Source organism: Streptomyces sp. NPDC046727 (assembly GCF_040645635.1).
Taxonomy (GTDB): Bacteria; Actinomycetota; Actinomycetes; order Streptomycetales; family Streptomycetaceae; genus Streptomyces.
Genome location: NZ_JBEYYR010000047.1, coordinates 30078 through 47435, shown reverse-complemented (window position 1 = coordinate 47435; position 17358 = coordinate 30078). Strand labels below are relative to the sequence as shown.

Annotated in this window: 14 protein-coding genes; 6 read left to right on the top strand and 8 right to left on the bottom strand. The window is 69.3% G+C overall.

Features of this window, described 5'->3' with window-relative positions:
- Position 1: 1 nt before the first annotated feature.
- The 7 genes from ABZ937_RS37855 to ABZ937_RS37825 all read right to left on the bottom strand — a co-directional run bounded on the left by ABZ937_RS37855 (position 2) and on the right by ABZ937_RS37825 (position 8682).
- A complete protein-coding gene (locus tag ABZ937_RS37855) occupies positions 2 to 1528 on the bottom strand; it encodes a glycosyltransferase family 39 protein (RefSeq protein WP_361699035.1) in 1527 nt (508 codons plus the stop codon).
- 174 nt (positions 1529 to 1702) lie between these two features.
- Positions 1703 to 2443, bottom strand: a complete 741-nt coding sequence (locus tag ABZ937_RS37850; RefSeq protein WP_361699033.1) for a class I SAM-dependent methyltransferase — start codon at positions 2441 to 2443, stop codon at positions 1703 to 1705.
- Between the two features lie 176 nt (positions 2444 to 2619).
- Positions 2620 to 3663 carry a dipeptide ABC transporter ATP-binding protein gene (locus tag ABZ937_RS37845; RefSeq protein ID WP_361699031.1) on the bottom strand — a complete coding sequence of 348 codons (1044 nt, stop codon included), beginning with the start codon at positions 3661 to 3663 and terminating at the stop codon, positions 2620 to 2622.
- Positions 3664 to 3688: 25 nt separating this feature from the next.
- Positions 3689 to 4714, bottom strand: a complete 1026-nt coding sequence (locus ABZ937_RS37840) for an ABC transporter ATP-binding protein (RefSeq protein WP_361699029.1) — start codon at positions 4712 to 4714, stop codon at positions 3689 to 3691.
- A 12-nt stretch (positions 4715 to 4726) separates the two neighbouring features.
- Positions 4727 to 5707: an ABC transporter permease gene (locus tag ABZ937_RS37835; RefSeq protein ID WP_361699027.1), complete on the bottom strand. Its 981-nt coding sequence runs from the start codon at positions 5705 to 5707 to the stop codon at positions 4727 to 4729.
- 83 nt (positions 5708 to 5790) lie between these two features.
- Positions 5791 to 7575: an ABC transporter substrate-binding protein gene (locus ABZ937_RS37830; RefSeq protein WP_361699025.1), complete on the bottom strand. Its 1785-nt coding sequence runs from the start codon at positions 7573 to 7575 to the stop codon at positions 5791 to 5793.
- Between the two features lie 78 nt (positions 7576 to 7653).
- Positions 7654 to 8682 (bottom strand): ABC transporter permease, encoded by a 1029-nt coding sequence (locus tag ABZ937_RS37825; RefSeq protein WP_361699023.1) that lies wholly within the window; start codon positions 8680 to 8682, stop codon positions 7654 to 7656.
- Positions 8683 to 9149: 467 nt separating this feature from the next.
- Between ABZ937_RS37825 and ABZ937_RS37820 the strand changes: the two genes are divergently transcribed.
- The 5 genes from ABZ937_RS37820 to ABZ937_RS37800 are packed head-to-tail and all read left to right on the top strand — an operon-like array spanning position 9150 to position 14729.
- Positions 9150 to 10775, top strand: coding sequence for an ABC transporter substrate-binding protein (locus ABZ937_RS37820; protein WP_361699021.1), 1626 nt, complete (start codon positions 9150 to 9152; stop codon positions 10773 to 10775).
- Between the two features lie 6 nt (positions 10776 to 10781).
- Complete coding sequence (locus ABZ937_RS37815) at positions 10782 to 11702, top strand: ABC transporter permease (RefSeq protein ID WP_361699019.1); 921 nt, start codon at positions 10782 to 10784, stop codon at positions 11700 to 11702.
- Positions 11695 to 12675: an ABC transporter permease gene (locus tag ABZ937_RS37810; RefSeq protein WP_361699017.1), complete on the top strand. Its 981-nt coding sequence runs from the start codon at positions 11695 to 11697 to the stop codon at positions 12673 to 12675. The genes ABZ937_RS37815 and ABZ937_RS37810 overlap by 8 nt, the downstream gene beginning before the upstream one ends.
- 7 nt (positions 12676 to 12682) lie before the next feature.
- Positions 12683 to 13657 (top strand): ABC transporter ATP-binding protein, encoded by a 975-nt coding sequence (locus ABZ937_RS37805; protein ID WP_361699015.1) that lies wholly within the window; start codon positions 12683 to 12685, stop codon positions 13655 to 13657.
- Positions 13650 to 14729 (top strand): dipeptide ABC transporter ATP-binding protein, encoded by a 1080-nt coding sequence (locus ABZ937_RS37800; RefSeq protein WP_361699013.1) that lies wholly within the window; start codon positions 13650 to 13652, stop codon positions 14727 to 14729. Before ABZ937_RS37805 ends, ABZ937_RS37800 begins: the two co-directional genes overlap by 8 nt.
- A gap of 101 nt (positions 14730 to 14830) precedes the next feature.
- Here ABZ937_RS37800 and ABZ937_RS37795 read toward each other — a convergent pair whose 3' ends face one another.
- A complete protein-coding gene (locus tag ABZ937_RS37795) occupies positions 14831 to 16969 on the bottom strand; it encodes a prolyl oligopeptidase family serine peptidase (protein WP_361699011.1) in 2139 nt (712 codons plus the stop codon).
- Positions 16970 to 17141: 172 nt separating this feature from the next.
- Here ABZ937_RS37795 and ABZ937_RS37790 point away from each other — a divergent pair, with 172 nt between their 5' ends.
- The gene (locus ABZ937_RS37790) at positions 17142 to 17336 is read left to right on the top strand and encodes a hypothetical protein (protein WP_030649813.1); all 195 of its coding nucleotides are present in this window, start codon (positions 17142 to 17144) and stop codon (positions 17334 to 17336) included.
- Positions 17337 to 17358 lie beyond the last annotated feature (22 nt).

Sequence of the window (17358 nt, the reverse complement as noted above, 5' to 3'; positions counted from 1 at the left end):
CCTACGGCGACGGACGTGAGACCCGGCCCGGCCGGCCGCCCGACGGGAGGACGGCCCCGGGCCGGACGCGTTCCGCCTGTGCTTCGCGCCGACGCTCGTACACCGTCACCCGCCGGCCGCGGACCCGCCGGTCCGCCACCGCGGTGAAGTACTGCCGCAGGACCGCGGTCTTGGCCTTGTCCCGGTCCGCCGACACCCGCGGCGCCACCTCCGGTACATCGCTGACCAGCAGGATCCTCCGCTGAGCCAGCATCGCGGCCCGTATCCGGTCCGGACCGGCCTCCTCGCCCTTCAGCGTCCCGGACTCCACGGGATCCCGCACCAACGCGATGTCCCGCAGGCCGGCGAAGTCGTCGGGGGAGACCTGGGCGGTGTCGCGCCGGTCCGCCGGCAGGAAGACCACCGCGTCCCCGGCCCGCTTCAGCTTCCGGACGTCCCCGGCCACCGCCAGGACGTCGTCGACGCGGCTGGCCGGGGACCGCACGGCCAGCGACTGCGGCAACAGTGCCGCCAGCGCCAGCGCGGTCGCCAGCGGAACGATCCATGCCGAGGCGCGCGGGAACCGAGGGCGCGCCGCTCGCACCGCCGCCCCCAGGACCGCGCCGATCAGCAGGGCGAGGCCCAGCATGCTGAACAGGACGTAGCGGCTCTGGTACAGGGGGTGGACCAGGGAGATGCCGATGAGGGCGAGCTGCGGCACCGCGAGCAGCGGCAGTCCGACGGCCGCCGCCGACAGCCGGCCCGCCCGCGGCCGGTCCAGCAGGGCCCCGGCGCCGCCGAGCACCAGCAGCACCGCCGGACCGATCACCATGTGCCAGGTGAGCGGCGGGATCCAGGCCACCTGGTGGGACTGGGTCCGGCTGAACAGGATCAACGGCAGGGCGCCGACGACCGCGGCCGTCGCGGCCACCGCCCAGCGCGCCCGTATCGCCCGGCCGGCCTTCGTCCACACCAGGGTCACCAGGTGCGCGGGCAGGATGAGCAGCGACAGCCAGTTCAGCAGCGCGCACACCAGGACGGCGCCCCCGTACGCCACCCAGCGCACGGTACGGCCCCCTCCCTGGAGCACGGTGACGAGGAGCAGGGTGGAGATCCCGGCGCCCGCGGCCACGAGTGCGTACGGGCGGCCGTCCTGGAGCGAGAACTGCACAGCGGGAAGGAGCCCGAACGCCAGGCCCGCACCGAGGCCGGCCCGGACACCGCCCAGCCGGCGGCCGACGACCGCGACACAGGCCGCCGCCACCGCCATGGCCAGTACGGAGGGCAGCCTCAGGGTCGTGATGCTCGCTCCGAGGCACGAGAACAGGGCGTGCATCAGCAGGTAGTAGAGCCCGTGCACGGCGTCGACCTGCCCCAGCATGTGCCACAGCTCGGGGACCGACCGCCGGGCCGCCATCCAGGTCGCGGCCTCGTCCCGCCACATACTCCGCTGCCGGGACAGGCCCCACAGTCCGAGACCGAGGGTCCAGCAGAACGGGATCAGCCATACGGGCAGGCGGAACTGGCGGACGGATACGCGTAAGGGCATGGCGAAGTGGGGGACCTTGAGGTGAGGGGGTGCGCGGGAACGGGCGTGCTGAACATGACGGCCCTTCAAGGCTTCGCACGCAGGTCCCCAAAACCTACGCCACGACCACAATCGTCAACCAGCGATCACTTGCATGATCACCATCACGCCCCGCGTGCGGAACCTCCGCCCCGCCTAGGCCTTCCGCGCCACCGTGATGATCTCGGGGGAGGTGACTCCGAGCGGCCCCCGCGCCCAGTCCCCGTACTGTTCGGCGACCGTCAGGCCGGCCTCTTCGAGGAAGCCCTCCAGCGTCCCGGCGTCCAGGAAGCGCAGGACGCTGTGGTTGACCCGGGGGGCGGGCCAGGCGGGGCCGGCGTAGGTCTCCGTGAAGTGGATCCGGCCGTGGTCCAGGCCCGTGCCCTGCACCTCGTGCCACACCCGCACGGGGGTGCCGTCGGCGGTGGTGATCTCGTGGACCCGGTCCGGGGTCCAGCGTTCCCAGGCGCGGGCGGCGGGGTTGCGGGTCTCGAAGACGAAACGGCCGCCGTCGCGGAGCGCCGAGCGGGCGGCGTGCAGACAGGTCCGGATGTCGTCGTCCGTCAGCAGCTCCTGGAAGGCGTGGCCGGTCATGACGACGAGGTCGAAGTCCTGCTGCCATTGCCGGACCCGTACGTCGCCGAGGACCCACTCGACGTCCGGGCGTGCCCGCCGCGCCTGGACGAGCATCGCGGCGGCCGGATCGAGGCCCATCAGCCGCCCCTGATGCCCCTCGGCCCGGGCCCGTCGCAGTAACTGACCGGTGCCGCAGCCGATGTCCAGCACGGACCCGGCCTCCCGCAGCAGGCCGAGGTAGAAGTCGTCACCCGGTCCCCAGGGGTTGAGGCTGTCGTACAGCGCGGCGAGCGAGAGATCGGCAAAGACGTGATCCACCACCGCGGCAGTCTGACACACGATGCTGAACGGGGTGTCAGGAACAGCGCATCAAAGAGTGAAGGCCCGCGCCGGGGTGGGCGCGGGCCCTCGTCCCCTGGACCGGACGTTCATGGGCTCGGGTCAATGGGCCGGTGAAAGTCCGCTCCACAAGGGGGCGGCTGACGGAAAGGGGTGTGTCAGGCCGCCGCCTCGGGGTCCTTGGAGAGGCGCGGAGCGGGGACGGTGTCGGCCGTCTCCGGGTAGTGGCAGGCGGTCAGGTGACCCGGCCTGTTGCCCTCGGCCTGCACCAGCGGCGGTGCCTCCGTCGCGCACTTCTCGGTCGCCTTCCAGCAGCGGGTGCGGAAGCGGCAGCCGGAGGGCGGGTTGATCGGCGACGGCACGTCACCGGTCAGGCGGATGCGCTCCCGCGGCTCCTCGTCCACCGTGGCCTCGGGCACGGCGGACAGCAGGGCCCGCGTGTAGGGGTGGCGCGGGTTGCCGTACAGATCCTCGCGGTCGGCGATCTCGACGATCTTACCCAGGTACATGACCGCGACGCGCTGGGAGAAGTGCCGCACGATCGCCAGGTCGTGGGCGATGAAGACGAACGCGATGCCGAGGTCCCGCTGCACCTGCTGGAGCAGGTTCACGACCTGGGCCTGGATCGAGACGTCCAGGGCCGAGACCGGCTCGTCGGCGACGATCAGCTTCGGTTCCAGGGCGAGCGCGCGGGCCACGCCGATGCGCTGGCGCTGGCCGCCGGAGAACTCGTGCGGGAAGCGGTTGAAGTGCTCCGGGTTGAGACCGACGATCTCCAGCAGCTCGCGGACGCGCTTCTCGCGGCCCCCGGCCGGGTTGATGTCGTTGATCTCCATCGGACCGGAGATGATCTTGCCGACCGTCTGCCGCGGGTTCAGCGAGGCGTACGGGTCCTGGAAGATCATCTGGATCTCGGAGCGGATCGGCGCCAGCTCCTTGCGGCCGGCATGCGTGATGTCCTGGCCGCGGTAGGTGACCTTGCCGCCGGTCGGCTCCAGCAGGCGCGTGATCAGCCGGCCGGTGGTCGACTTGCCACAGCCCGACTCGCCGACCAGGCCGAGGCTCTCGCCCTCGGCGACCTGGAAGTCCAGGCCGTCGACGGCCTGGACGGCGCCGACCGTCCGCCGGATGGGGAAGCCGCCCTTGATCGGGAAGTGCTTGGTGAGCCCGGAGACGTCCAGGAGGGGGGTGGTGCTGCTCATGGTGGTGAAGTCCCGTCTGATTCCGTCAGTGGGTGCGGGCGGCGGCGTAGTCGGTGAACAACTCGCGCTTCTGCTCCGGCGTCAGATGGCAGGCCGCGGCCCGCCCGTCCACGATCTCCAGCGCCGGCCGCTCGCCGGAGCACCGACCGCCGGACACCTTGTCGGCGAACGCGCAGCGGGGGTGGAAGCGGCAGCCGGACGGCGGGTTGAGCAGCGAGGGCGGCGAGCCGGGGATCGGCGACAGCGGTACGTCGACCGGCCCGTCCAGCGCCGGCATCGAACCGAGCAGACCCAGCGTGTACGGGTGCTGCGGAGTCTGCAGCACCTCCTTCTTGGTGCCGCGCTCCACGCACCGGCCGCCGTACATCACCAGCACGTCGTCCGCGATGTCCGCGATGACGCCCAGGTCGTGCGTGATGAAGATGATCGCGGTGCCGAACTCCTGCTGGAGGTCCTTCAGGAGGTCCATGATCTGCGCCTGGACCGTCACGTCGAGGGCCGTGGTCGGCTCGTCGGCGATCAGCAGCTCGGGGTCGCAGACCAGCGCCATGGCGATCATCGCGCGCTGGCGCATACCGCCGGAGAACTGGTGCGGGTAGTCGTCCACGCGGACGTCCGGCTGCGGGATGCCGACCCGGCGCAGCATCTCGACGGCGCGGGCCCGGGCCTCCTTCTTGGAGCAGCCGGTGTGCTTCCGGTACGTCTCGCCGATCTGCGCGCCGATGGTGTGGTACGGCGACAGCGAGGCCAGCGCGTCCTGGAAGATCATCGACATCTTGTTGCCGCGGAGCCGCTCCAGCTCCTTCTCGGTGGCGGTGATCAGCTCCTTGTCGTCGAGCAGGATCTCGCCGTCGAGGGCGGTGTTGCGCGGGTCGTGCAGGCCGAGGATCGCCATGTTGGTGACGGACTTGCCCGAGCCGGACTCACCGACGATGCCGAGGGTCTTGCCCTTCTCCAGCTCGAAGGAGAGGCCGTCGACGGCCTTGACGATGCCGTCCTCGGTGGAGAAGTGCACCTTGAGGTCGCGCACGGAGAGGAAGGGGGTGCTCATGGGTCTCTCTCCTTATGCGAGGCGCACGCGCGGGTCGATCAGGGCGTAGACGGCGTCCACGATGATGTTGAAGACGACGATCGCGCCGGCGGCGACCAGGACGACGCCGAGCAGCACCGGCAGGTCGTTGTTCTGGACCGCCTTCACCGAGAGCATGCCGAGGCCCTGGAGGCTGAAGGTCGACTCGGTGATGATCGCGCCGCCGAGCAGCACACCGAGGTCGAGGCCGAAGATGGTGATGATCGGGCCCATGGCACCGCGCCAGGCGAACCGGAAGAACACCGTGCGGCGGGACAGGCCCTTGGCGCGGGCTGTGCGGACGTAGTCCTGGGTGAGTGTCTCCACCATCTGCGAGCGCGTCATACGCGTGTAGTTGGCGGTGAAGATCAGCGACAGCACCAGCCACGGCACCAGCAGGCCGGAGAACCACTTGGCCGGGTTGTCCGTGAAGGGCGTATAGCTGGCCCGGTCCAGCAGGTGCAGCTGGTCGACCAGGAGGTAGGTGGCGAAGACGCCGACGACGTAGATCTGCATCGAGGACGCGACCAGCGAGGCGGAGCTGGCGATCTTGTCCAGCGCCTTGCCCTGCTTGACGGCGGCCAGCATGCCGGTGCCGACACCGAAGAGCAGGAAGACCACGGCAGCACCCAGGGAGAGGGAGATCGTGGTGGGGAAGCGGTCCAGGATGGTGTCCAGCACCGGCTCGCGGCTCTGGAACGAGAAGCCCAGGCACGGCGCGTCACAGTGTCCGAACGAGCTGTAGTCCCGCCCCACGAACAGGCCCTTGAGCCATTCCCAGTACTGCACGGGGAGCGGGTCGTTGATCGCCAGGTTCTTCTTCACCAGCGCCAGGGTCTCTGGGGTGCAGACCTTACCGCAGGCGATGCGGGCGGGGTCGCGCGGAGCGGCGTAGAACAGGACGAACACCAGGGCGCTGATGATCAGCAGGATCACAGCGGCGCCGAGGATCCGGCGGACGAGGAAGCGGAACATGGCAGTTGGGATTTCCTGACGGATGCCGTAGGGGGGTCAGACGGCGGGGCGGCACCGGGCCGCCCCGCCTAGGGGGCCGTACGTCAGGCCTTGACGAAGGTCTTGTACAGCAGGGTCGCGGAGAAGTTCGGGTCGAACTGTGCGCCACCGACCTTGTTGCCGAAGACGTAGAAGCGACGCTGGTACGTCTCCGGGATCAGCGGAGCGACCTCCTCCATGATCCGCTTGTCCAGCGCGGCCCACTCCTTGCCGGCCTTCTGCTGGTCGGGGATGACCGCGTTCTTCTTGATGGCCTCGTTCAGCCAGTCGACGTTGGTCTGCGACACGTTGTTCTTGCCGTTGCCGATGGCGTCGCCGTCGAGGAGCGGCTGGATCATCGTGAAGGCGGTCGGCCAGTCCGGGGACCAGCCGCCCCACATCACGTCGTAGCTGTTGTCAACCTGCTGGACCTGGTCGTAGTACGCCGTGGACTCGAGCGGCTTGATGACCGGGGTGAAGCCGGCGGCCTTCAGCGCGTTCTCGATGACGACCTTGGTCTTGTTGTAGGTCGGGTCGTTCGGGAAGGCGTAGACGATCTTCTGGCCCTCCTTGCCGGCCTCCTTCAGCAGCTTCTTCGCGGCCTCGGGGTCGCCCTGCGGCTTCTTCAGCTTGTTGTACACATCGGTCTTCTCGTAGCCGATGATGTCGGGGCTGAGGACCGAGGTCGCGAAGTCACCGGCGGACGGGCCGCCGTAGATCTGCCGGATCTGCTGCAGCGGCCAGGCGTGGATGAGGGCCTGACGGACCTTGAGGTCCGTGACGCGCTTGGTGTTGATCCAGTAGAAGTAGCTGCCGGTGAGCAGGCCGTTGAAGCTGCGCTTCTTCAGGTCGGGGTCGGTGAGGACCTTCTGGATGCGCTCGGCCGGGACGCCCTTGTAGATGGAGACACCGTAGGCGTCGTTGCCCTGGGAGGCGATCAGGCGGTCGACCGAGTCCAGCGTCTCGACACCGAAGGTGAACTCGAAGCCGTCCGGGTAGGCGTTGCGGATCGAGTCGGTCTTCGGGTCCCAGTTCTTGTTCCGGATCAGCACCATCGACTTGTCGGTGGTGTGGGCCTTGATCTTGTACGGGCCGGAGGAGACCGGCTTCTTGTCGTACTTCTCCTTGGTGTCCTGCTTCACCGGCACGGGGGCGTAGGAGTGCATCGCCAGGGTGAAGTTGAAGTCCGGCTTGGACTCGGCCAGCTTGAAGGTGATCGTCCGCTTCGCCTTGTCGGTGACGATCGAGTCGAGGTGCTTGCCCTTGTACGGGCCCTCGTACCCGTCACGCCACTTGCCGCCCTTGCCGGTCAGCGCGCGCTGGGCGTAGTCGGCACCCTCGGTGATGAACGGCGCCCAGGAACGCTCGAAGCCGTGGCGGACGTCCTCGACGGTCAGCTCGCTGCCGTCCTCCCACTTCAGACCCTCCTTCAGCGTGAAGGTCCAGGTCTTGTTGTCGTCGGAGGCCTTGCCGGTGTCGGTGGCCAGGTCGCCGACCAGCTTCTGCTTGCCGGACGCGTCGATCTTGTAGCCGGTCAGGCAGCGGTGCAGCAGCAGCGCGACGGTGGAGTTGTACGCGTAGTAGATGCGCTGCGGGTCGAGGTGCGAGAAGTCGTCCGGGGCCAGGCCGTAGATCGTGCCGCCCGTCTTCGCGCCGGGGATCTCCGGGGCCGGGCCGGTGGAGTCGGCCTCGGTGCCGACGGTGACCTTGGCGCCGGTGTACTCCGTGGCGCCGGCGCTCGGGGTGCCGCCGTTGCCGCCGCTGTCACCGCTGCTGCACGCGGACAGCACCGTCGAGCCGGCGGCCGCGACAGAGGTGGCGATCAAGAAGTTTCTGCGGGAAAAGGACATGGCTGGCCTGTTCTGCTGGAGGAACGAAGTGGTGCTGGACCCCGGCCGGGCCCCGTCGCCGTGGCCGGGGATGGAGCGTCAGCGCTTGGTCTTGGGGTCCAGAGCGTCGCGGACCGAGTCGCCGAGGAGGTTGAAGGCGACGACGAAGATCACCATGGACAGGCCCGGGAAGAGCATGAAGGTGATGTCGTCCTGGTAGACCTTGGCGCCGTTCTGGATCATCACGCCCCAGTCGGGGGTGGGATCCGTGAGACCGACGCCGACGAAGGCGAGGCCCGCTTCCGCAGTGACGTACGTGGGGAGCAGAAGCGTGGACTGGATCAGGATCGGCGTCCACAGGTTGGGCAGCAGTTCCTTGAAGATGATCCGGGCACGGGAGGCGCCGGTGACCTTGGCCGCCTCGACGAACTCCCGCTCGCGCAGGGCGAGGACCTCGCCGCGCAGCAGACGGGCGATGGAGGCCCAGCCGAAGGCCGTCATCACGAGGATGAGGCTGGTGACGGTCAGCCAGACCGGGGTGTTCTCCTCGGGCGAGACGAAGATCGCCAGGACCACCGGCCAGAAGGCGATGAAGAAGAGGGTCTGCGGGAACGCCAGCAGGATGTCGATCACCCGGCCGACGAAGTAGTCCGTCTTGCCACCCAGGTAGCCGGCTGTGATGCCGATGACCACGCCCAGCAGGGTGGTCAGCAGGGCGGCCACGGTCGCGATCAGCAGGGAGTTGCGGATGCCGTAGAGCAGGAACGTGAAGACGTCCCGTCCGAGCTGCGGCTCGATGCCGAACCAGAAGTCGGAGCTGATGCCGCCGTTGGGCTTGACCGGGTAGTTGAACTCGTTCAGCAGGCCCGGGATGTTCATGCCGTAGGTGGTGTACGGGTCCTTGCCGTACAGCTTGGCTATGAGCGGCGCCAGGATGCCGATGGCGAAGAAGAAGATCACCACAAAGGCGGATATGACGCCCGTCCGGTCCCGCTTGAAGCGGGTCCAGGCCAGCCGTCCCGGAGAGCGGCTTTCGCTGCCCTTGGGGGTGCCGGGCTTCGCCGATGCGGCGCTGTCTTCGTCGGTCACCTCGAGTGGGGTGGCCGGGGAAGGGGTTGCGGGGGTCATGATGCTCCGTGCCTTGTGGGTCAAGGCTCCGCAGGGCGCTCCCCTACGGGCTACGCCGGACTTTTTCAACGCAATTCATTCAAGGTCAATAAATTCTCGACCGCCTTGGTTGTCTCTTTACCTTCTTTACTCGCTCTTGATCAATCCGTAGCTACGCGGGTAGCGCGCCGTAATCAATCCGTGCTTCACATCGGACCAATTGGGCGAAACGGGCAAGGAGTTCGATATGCGGACGGTGGAGTGTCGAAATGCGTACATCGCCACGTCCCAATCCAACGTTTCGGCATCGTTGTCCGAAGATCTATTGCGCCGGACACCCAAGATCATCCGGGTGCCGGCCGGACTGTGCCTGCATTCGGATGACGTGTCCCTCTAAAGGCGGCTCAATCGGGCAGCGCGGATGAGCTGTGCGCGGTATGTGTCGATATCGACCGAACATCGCTCAAGGCTCACGGAGGAGGCACGCCATGCGTGGACCCACGCCCGCCCGATGGGCCGCCGGTGCGACGGCGATGGCGCTCGCGGCCACCGGCTGCGGGGGCGTCGGCTCAGCCGGCGGCAACGGCGGCGCCGTGCTCAGCTCCTCCTGGGGAGATCCGCAGAACCCGCTGGAGCCGGCCAACACCAATGAGGTGCAGGGCGGCAAGGTCCTCGACATGATCTTCCGGGGCCTGAAGAAGTACGACCCGAGGACCGGCAAGGCCCAGGACTGGCTGGCCCGGTCCATCGAGACCAGGGACTCGCGGAACTTCACCGTCCGGATCAAGCGCGGCTGGACCTTCTCCAACGGCGAGAAGGTGACCGCCCGCTCCTTCGTGGACGCCTGGAACTACGGGGCGAGCCTGAGGAACAACCAGAAGAACGCCTACTTCTTCGGCTACATCGAGGGGTACGACAAGGTCCACCCCGACAGCGGCGCACAGAGCGCCGACACCCTGTCCGGACTGAAGGTGCTCGACGACCACACCTTCACCGTCCGGCTGAACCAGAAGTTCTCCGGCTTCCCCGACACCCTCGGCTACGCGGCCTTCGCCCCGCTGCCCCGGGCGTTCTTCACCGACCACGCGGCCTGGGTGCGCAGGCCGGTCGGCAACGGCCCCTACACCATCGAGTCCTATACGAAGGGCTCGCAGATGTACCTGCGGAAGTGGGACGGCTACCCCGGTCCGGACAAGGCGCGGAACGACGGAGTGACCCTCCTCGTCTACACCGACAGCAACACCGCCTACACCGACCTGCTGGCCGGCAACCTCGACCTCGTCGACGACATCCCCGCCGCACAGCTGAAGAACGTCAAGGGCGACCTGGGCGACCGCTACATCAACACCCCCGCGGGCATCATCCAGACCCTCGCCTTCCCCTACTACGACAAGGCCTGGGACAAGCCCGGCTCGGCGAAGGTCCGCACCGGCCTGTCCATGGCGATCAACCGCAGGCAGATCACCCAGACGATCTTCCGGAAGACCCGGACCCCGGCCACCGACTGGACCTCCCCGGTCCTCGGCACGGACGGCGGCTTCAAGGCCGGCCTGTGCGGCAGGGCGTGCGACTACGACCCCGCCCGGGCGAAGAAGCTGATCGAGGAGGGCGGCGGGATCCCCGGCGGCCGGCTCACCATCACGTACAACGCCGACACCGGCTCGCACCGGCAGTGGATCGACGCGGTGTGCAACTCCATCAACAACGCGCTCGGCGACGACAGGGCCTGCGTCGGCAACCCGGTCGGCACCTTCGCCGACTTCCGCAACCAGCTCGGACAGCACAAGATGACCGGTCCGTTCCGGGCGGGCTGGCAGATGGACTACCCGCTCATCCAGAACTTTCTCCAGCCGCTCTACTACACGGGCGCCTCCTCCAACGACGGCAAGTGGTCCGACAAGGAGTTCGACCGGCTCGTCGACCGGGCCAACGCCGAGACGGACACCGCCAAGGCGATCGCAGGCTTCCAGCAGGCCGAGAAGGTCGTGCGGGACAACATGGCCGCCATCCCGCTCTGGTACCAGAACGGCAACGCCGGCTACTCCGAGCGGCTGTCCCACGTGGCGCTCAACCCCTTCAGCGTCCCCGTCTACAACGAGATCAAGGTCGGCTGAGCCGGCATGGGGCGCTACGTCCTGCGGCGGCTCCTCCAGATGGTCCCCGTGTTCGTCGGGGCCACGCTGCTGATCTTCCTGATGGTGAACGTGATGGGCGATCCCGTCGCCGGCCTGTGCGGGGAGCGGGCCTGCGACCCGGCGACGGCCGCCCAGCTGAAGCGGGAGTTCGGCCTCGACAAGCCGCTGTGGCAGCAATACCTCACCTACATGGGGAAGGTCTTCACCGGCGACTTCGGTACGGCCTTCAACGGGCAGCCGGTCACCGAGTTGATGGCGACGGCGTTCCCGGTCACCGTCCGGCTGACCGTCGTGGCCGTCCTCTTCGAGATCGCCGTCGGCATCACGCTGGGTGTCGTGACCGGGCTGCGGCGCGGCCGGCCCGTCGACACCGGGGTGCTGCTGGCCACCCTGGTGGTGATCTCCGTCCCGACCTTCGTCACCGGTCTGCTGCTGCAACTGCTGCTCGGCATCAAGTGGCAGTGGATCCGGCCCTCGGTCCGCGGCGGCACGTTCGACGAGCTGATCGTCCCCGGCCTGGTCCTCGCCTCCGTCTCGCTCGCCTACGTCACCCGGCTGACCCGGACCTCCATCGCGGAGAACAAACGGTCCGACTACGTCCGCACGGCCATCGCCAAGGGCCTGCCCCGGCACCGGGTCGTCACCCGGCACCTGCTGCGCAACTCCCTCATCCCCGTGGTCACCTTCATCGGCACCGACATCGGCGCGCTGATGGGCGGCGCCATCGTCACCGAGCGGATCTTCAACATCCACGGCGTCGGCTACCAGCTCTACCAGGGCATCCTGCGCCAGAACACCCAGACGGTCGTCGGCTTCGTGACCGTCCTCGTCCTCGTCTTCCTGGTCGCCAACCTCCTCGTCGACCTGCTGTACGCCGTACTCGACCCGAGGATCCGCTATGCCTGAGCAGCCGTACGAGCCCGAGCGCGCGATCGCCGGCACCGGCATGGGCGGCGCGATGGACCTCGGCGCGAGCGAGGCGGTCACGCTGGAGCCGACACCGGCCGGACCCGGCGTCCCGCGCCCGGTGGACCGACCCCGCTCGCTGTGGTCCGACGCCTGGCGGGACCTGCGCCGCAACCCGGTCTTCCTGCTCTCCGCGCTGGTCATCCTCTTCCTGGTCCTCATCTCCCTGTGGCCCTCGGCGATCGCCTCCGGCAGCCCCCTGACGTGCGATCTGGCCAAGGCCCAGGACGGCTCGGCACCGGGCGCCCCGTTCGGGTACGACGGCCAGGGCTGCAACGTCTACACACGCACCGTCTACGGCGCCCGTACGTCCGTCACGGTCGGCCTGTGCGCCACGCTCGGGGTGGCCCTGCTCGGGTCGGTGCTCGGCGGACTCGCGGGCTACTTCGGCGGGATCTGGGACTCGGTGCTGTCCCGGGTCACCGACATCTTCTTCGCCATCCCGGTCGTCCTCGGCGGTCTCGTCCTCCTCTCCGTGGTGACCAGCAATACGGTCTGGCCGGTCATCGGGTTCATGGTGCTGCTCGGCTGGCCGCAGATCTCCCGGATCGCGCGCGGCTCGGTCATCACCGCCAAGCAGAACGACTACGTCCAGGCCGCCCGCGCCCTCGGCGCCTCCGACGCCCGCATCCTGCTGAGGCACATCGCCCCGAACGCCGTGGCACCGGTGATCGTCGTCGCGACCATCGCGCTCGGCACCTACATCGCCCTGGAGGCGACCCTGTCCTACCTCGGCGTCGGCCTCAAACCGCCCAGCGTCTCCTGGGGCATCGACATCTCCGCCGCCTCCCCCTACGTCCGTAACGCCCCGCACGCCCTGCTGTGGCCCTCGGGCGCCCTGGCCATCACGGTCCTGGCCTTCATCATGCTCGGCGACGCGGTCCGCGACGCCCTCGACCCGAAGCTGAGGTGATGGTGCCGTGCTGCTCGAAGTGCGGGATCTGCACGTGGAGTTCCGGAGCCGGGACGGGGTCGCGCACGTCGTCGACGGGGTCGGCTACAGCGTGGACGCGGGGGAGACGCTCGCCGTGCTCGGTGAGTCCGGGTCGGGCAAGTCCGTCACCGCGCAGGCCGTGATGGGGATCCTGGACATGCCGCCGGGGCGGATCACCGGCGGGGAGATCCTGTTCCGGGGGCAGGACCTGCTGAAGCTGAAGGGGGAGGAGCGGCGGAGGATCCGGGGCGCCGGAATGGCGATGATCTTCCAGGACGCGCTGTCCGCCCTCAACCCCGTCATGACCGTCGGCGACCAGCTGGGGGAGATGTTCGTCGTCCACCGGGGGATGTCCAGGAAGGCCGCGCGGGCCAGGGCCGTCGAGCTGATGGAGCGGGTACGCATCCCGGCCGCGGCCCAGCGGGTGCGGGACTACCCCCACCAGTTCTCCGGCGGTATGCGCCAGCGCATCATGATCGCCATGGCGCTGGCCCTGGAACCGGCGCTCATCATCGCCGACGAGCCGACCACCGCCCTGGACGTCACCGTCCAGGCCCAGGTCATGGACCTGCTCGCGGAGTTGCGGCGCGAGTACCGCATGGGGCTCATCCTCATCACCCACGACCTGGGTGTCGTCGCGGACGTCGCCGACCGGATCGCGGTGATGTACGCGGGGAAGATCGTCGAGTCCGCGCCCGTGCACGACATCTACAAGAGCCCTGCCCACCCCTACACCCGCGGCCTGCTGGACTCCGTCCCCCGCCTGGACCGGAAGGGGCGGGAGCTGTACGCCATCAAGGGCCTCCCGCCGAACCTCATGCGCGTCCCGCCGGGCTGCTCCTTCCACCCCCGCTGCCCGATGGCCCAGGACGTGTGCCGCACCGACGAACCCCCGCTGTACGAGGTGTCCGACCGCCGGGGCAGCGCCTGCCACTTCTGGCGGGAGTGCCTCGATGGCTGAGCCCCTCCTCGAGGTGAGCGGCCTCGTCAAGCACTACCCGCTGACCCGTGGCGTCCTCTTCAAGAAGCAGATCGGATCGGTGAAGGCGGTCGACGGCGTCGACTTCACCCTCGGCCGCGGCGAGACCCTGGGCATCGTGGGCGAGTCCGGCTGCGGCAAGTCGACGGTCGCGAAGCTGCTCTGCAACCTGGAGCGCCCGACGGCCGGCGCGATCCGGTTCAAGGGCGAGGACATCACCCGGCTGTCCGGCCGGGCCCTGAAGGCCGTGCGCCGCAACATCCAGATGGTCTTCCAGGACCCGTACACCTCGCTCAACCCCCGGATGACGGTCGGCGACATCGTCGGGGAGCCGTACGACATCCACCCCGAGGCGGCCCCGAAGGGCGACCGGCGCCGCCGGGTGCGAGAGCTGCTGGACGTGGTCGGCCTCGACCCCGAGTACGTCAACCGCTACCCCCACCAGTTCTCCGGCGGCCAGCGGCAGCGCATCGGCATCGCCCGGGGACTGGCGCTGCGCCCCGAGATCATCGTCGCCGACGAACCGGTCTCCGCGCTGGACGTCTCCGTCCAGGCCCAGGTGATCAACCTGCTGGCCCGGCTCCAGTCGGAGTTCGACCTGTCGTACGTCTTCATCGCGCACGACCTGTCCGTCGTCCGGCACATCGCGGACCGGGTCGGGGTCATGTACCTGGGCCGGATCGTGGAGATCGGACGGGACACCGAGATCTACGACCACCCGACCCACCCCTACACGCAGGCCCTGCTCTCCGCCGTGCCGGTGCCCGACCCCGAGGCCCGGGAACGCCGCGAGCGGATCATCCTCGCCGGGGACGTGCCCTCGCCGACGAACATCCCCTCCGGCTGCCGGTTCCGCACCCGCTGCTGGAAGGCGCAGCAGCGCTGCGTCGTGGAGGTCCCGGCGCTGGCGGTCCCCGAGGTCTTCCGGGGTACGTCCGGTCCCGCGGCCCACGCCTCGGCGTGCCACTTCGCGGAGGAGGCCGTGGTGCTCGGGCGCCCCGCGCCGGGCGCACCGGCCGAGGAGCCGCGGCCGAACGGCAACGGGCCGGGATGACATGGCGCATCCCGGCCCGCTTCACGGCACCCGCACGGCCGTACGCTGATCAGCGTCCCGTGTCCGTATATCGGTACCGCTTCCGTGGAGTTGCCTGTTTGTTAACGCACTTCACGGGCGTCCGGCCGGGTGAGGGAGCGCCGGAGGAAGTCCAGCTGGAGCAGGAGCAGGTTCTCGGCGACCGTCTCCTGCGGGGTCATGTGGGTGACCCCGGACAGCGGCAGCACCTCGTGCGGGCGGCCGGCGGCCAGCAGGGCGGAGGAGAGGCGCAGGGAGTGGGCGACGACCACGTTGTCGTCCGCAAGGCCGTGGACGACCATCATCGGGCGGTGCGGCTCGGCCGGGTCGACCAGGCCCGCGTCGCCGACCACCGAGTTGCGGCGGTAGACCTCCGGCTGCTCGCCCGGGTCGCCGAGGTAGCGCTCCTGGTAGTGGGTGTCGTACAGCCGCAGGTCGGTGACGGGCGCGCCGACCACCGCCGCGTGGAAGACGTCCGGGCGGCGCAGCACGGCCAGCGCCGCGAGATAGCCGCCGAAGGACCAGCCCCGGATCGCCACCCGGTCCAGGTCCAGCGGGTAGCGCTCGGCGAGCGCGTGCAGCGCGTCGACCTGGTCCTGGAGCACCACGGCCGCCAGGTCGTCCCGGATCGCCTTCTCCCAGGCCGGCGAGTGGCCCGGGGTGCCCCGGCCGTCGGCGACGATCACCGCGAAGCCCTGGTCGGCGAACCACTGGGAGGTGAGGTGGGCGTTGTGCGCGGCCACCACCCGCTGGCCGTGCGGACCGCCGTAGGGGTCCAGGAGTACCGGCAGGGGAGTGTCACCGGGGTAGTCCCGTGGCATAAGCACGGCGCACGGAATTCGGCGTGCGCCCCCCTGGGTGAGCGTCACGCGCGGGGACAGACCAGGATCTTCCGCGTGCGACCGGACAGTGGTCGCGGGTTTTCCGTCGCACAGCACCTGGGCCCGGGCGCCCGGCCGGTCCAGCGCGGCGGAGACGAGGACGGTCACGCCCCCGGAGCGCACCGCCGTGTGCACGCCCGGCTCCTGCGACAGGCGTTCCATGCCGAGTTCGTTCACCCGGTACACATGGACTTCGCCAATTTCCGGCGCCTCGGCCTCCGTGCCCGCCGAGGCGGAAACGAGTACGTCGTCCGAACCCACGTCCAGGACCGCGCGGATGTGCAACTGACCGCTGGTCAGGGGCCGTTCGCCGACCGTCAGGACCCGTGCGCCACCCTCGTCCGCGATCCGGACAAGCTGCCCGGAGGGGCTCCAGCAGGGCACACCGGCGAACAGTTCCAGCCAAGTTGGATCTTCATCGGCGTGCACCATCCGGGTGGCCCCCGTGTCCGGGTCCACCGCCAGGTACAGCTGGCTGCGCTGATCCCGCGCCTGCACGAGGAGCAGTGGCGCACCCCCCTCTGACCAGTGCACACGCGCCAGATAGGGGTAGCGCGCCCGGTCCCAGGCCACCTCCGTGCGCGTCCCGTCCAGGCCGCAGACGTACAGCCGTACGTCCGCGTTCGGCGTACCCGCCGCCGGATAGCGGATGTTGAGTGGCTCACGCTCCGGGTGGGCGGGATCCGCGATCCACCACTGCCGTACCGGCGTGTCGTCCACGCGCGCCACGAGCAGCCGGTCCGACCCCGGCGCCCACCAGAACCCCCGCGAACGCCCCATCTCCTCGGCCGCGATGAACTCCGCGAGACCGTAGGTGATCTCCGCCGACTCCGGCTCGGCCAGCGCCCGGTCGCCCTCCGCCTCGGCGCCCACCACGCGCAGCGCGCCCTGGGCGACGTACGCGATGTGCCGCCCGTCGGGGGACGGGCGGGGGTCGATCACCGGCCCGGGGACGTGGAGTTCACGCGCCGTGCCGGCCCGCAGCTCCGCCGTGAAGAGCCGCCCTGACAAGGCGAAAGACGCCAACTCCACGGCGCTGTCGGTGGCGTAGCCGACGATGCCGGCGGCGCCCTCGCGGCTGCGCTCCCGGCGCGCCCGCTCCTCGGCCGACAGCTCTTCGGAGGCGCCTTGGAGGAGCACGCGCGGATCGGCGGCCAGGCGCTCGGTGCCGTCCGGAAGATCCAGTACCCACAGGGAGTTGGCCCGGTCGGTGCCGGAGCCGGAACGCAGGAACGCGACACGCGAACCGTCGGGTGCCACGGTGAACGCACGCGGCGCGCCGAGCGTGAACCGCTGGGTCCGGGCGTGCCGACGGGGGAAGGAGTCAGCCTCGGTCGTCATACCCCGACCATATTGGCCATGCGCCCCCTTGTGCGGCCGTGCGCCGACCGATGCGCGAGTACGGATAGTTATGATCACTACCGCAGAGTGGGTATGAACCTGCTGGCGTCTGCATGGATTTGCTCAACTGATCTAGAACCCGCGTCCCTGGGATCTTTGGAGGTGAGCCGCCGTGGCACTCTCGATTTCGGCGGTGGTGCTGCTGGCGATCATCGTCTTCCTGTTGATCAAGAAGTCGGGGTTGAAGGGCGGCCATGCCGTCGTCTGCATCCTGCTCGGCTTCTACCTCGCCTCCTCCACCGTCGCACCCACGATCAGCGAGCTGACGACCAACGTCGCCAGCATGATCGGCAGCATCAAGTTCTGACGGCCGCCGTCACCGGGGGCGG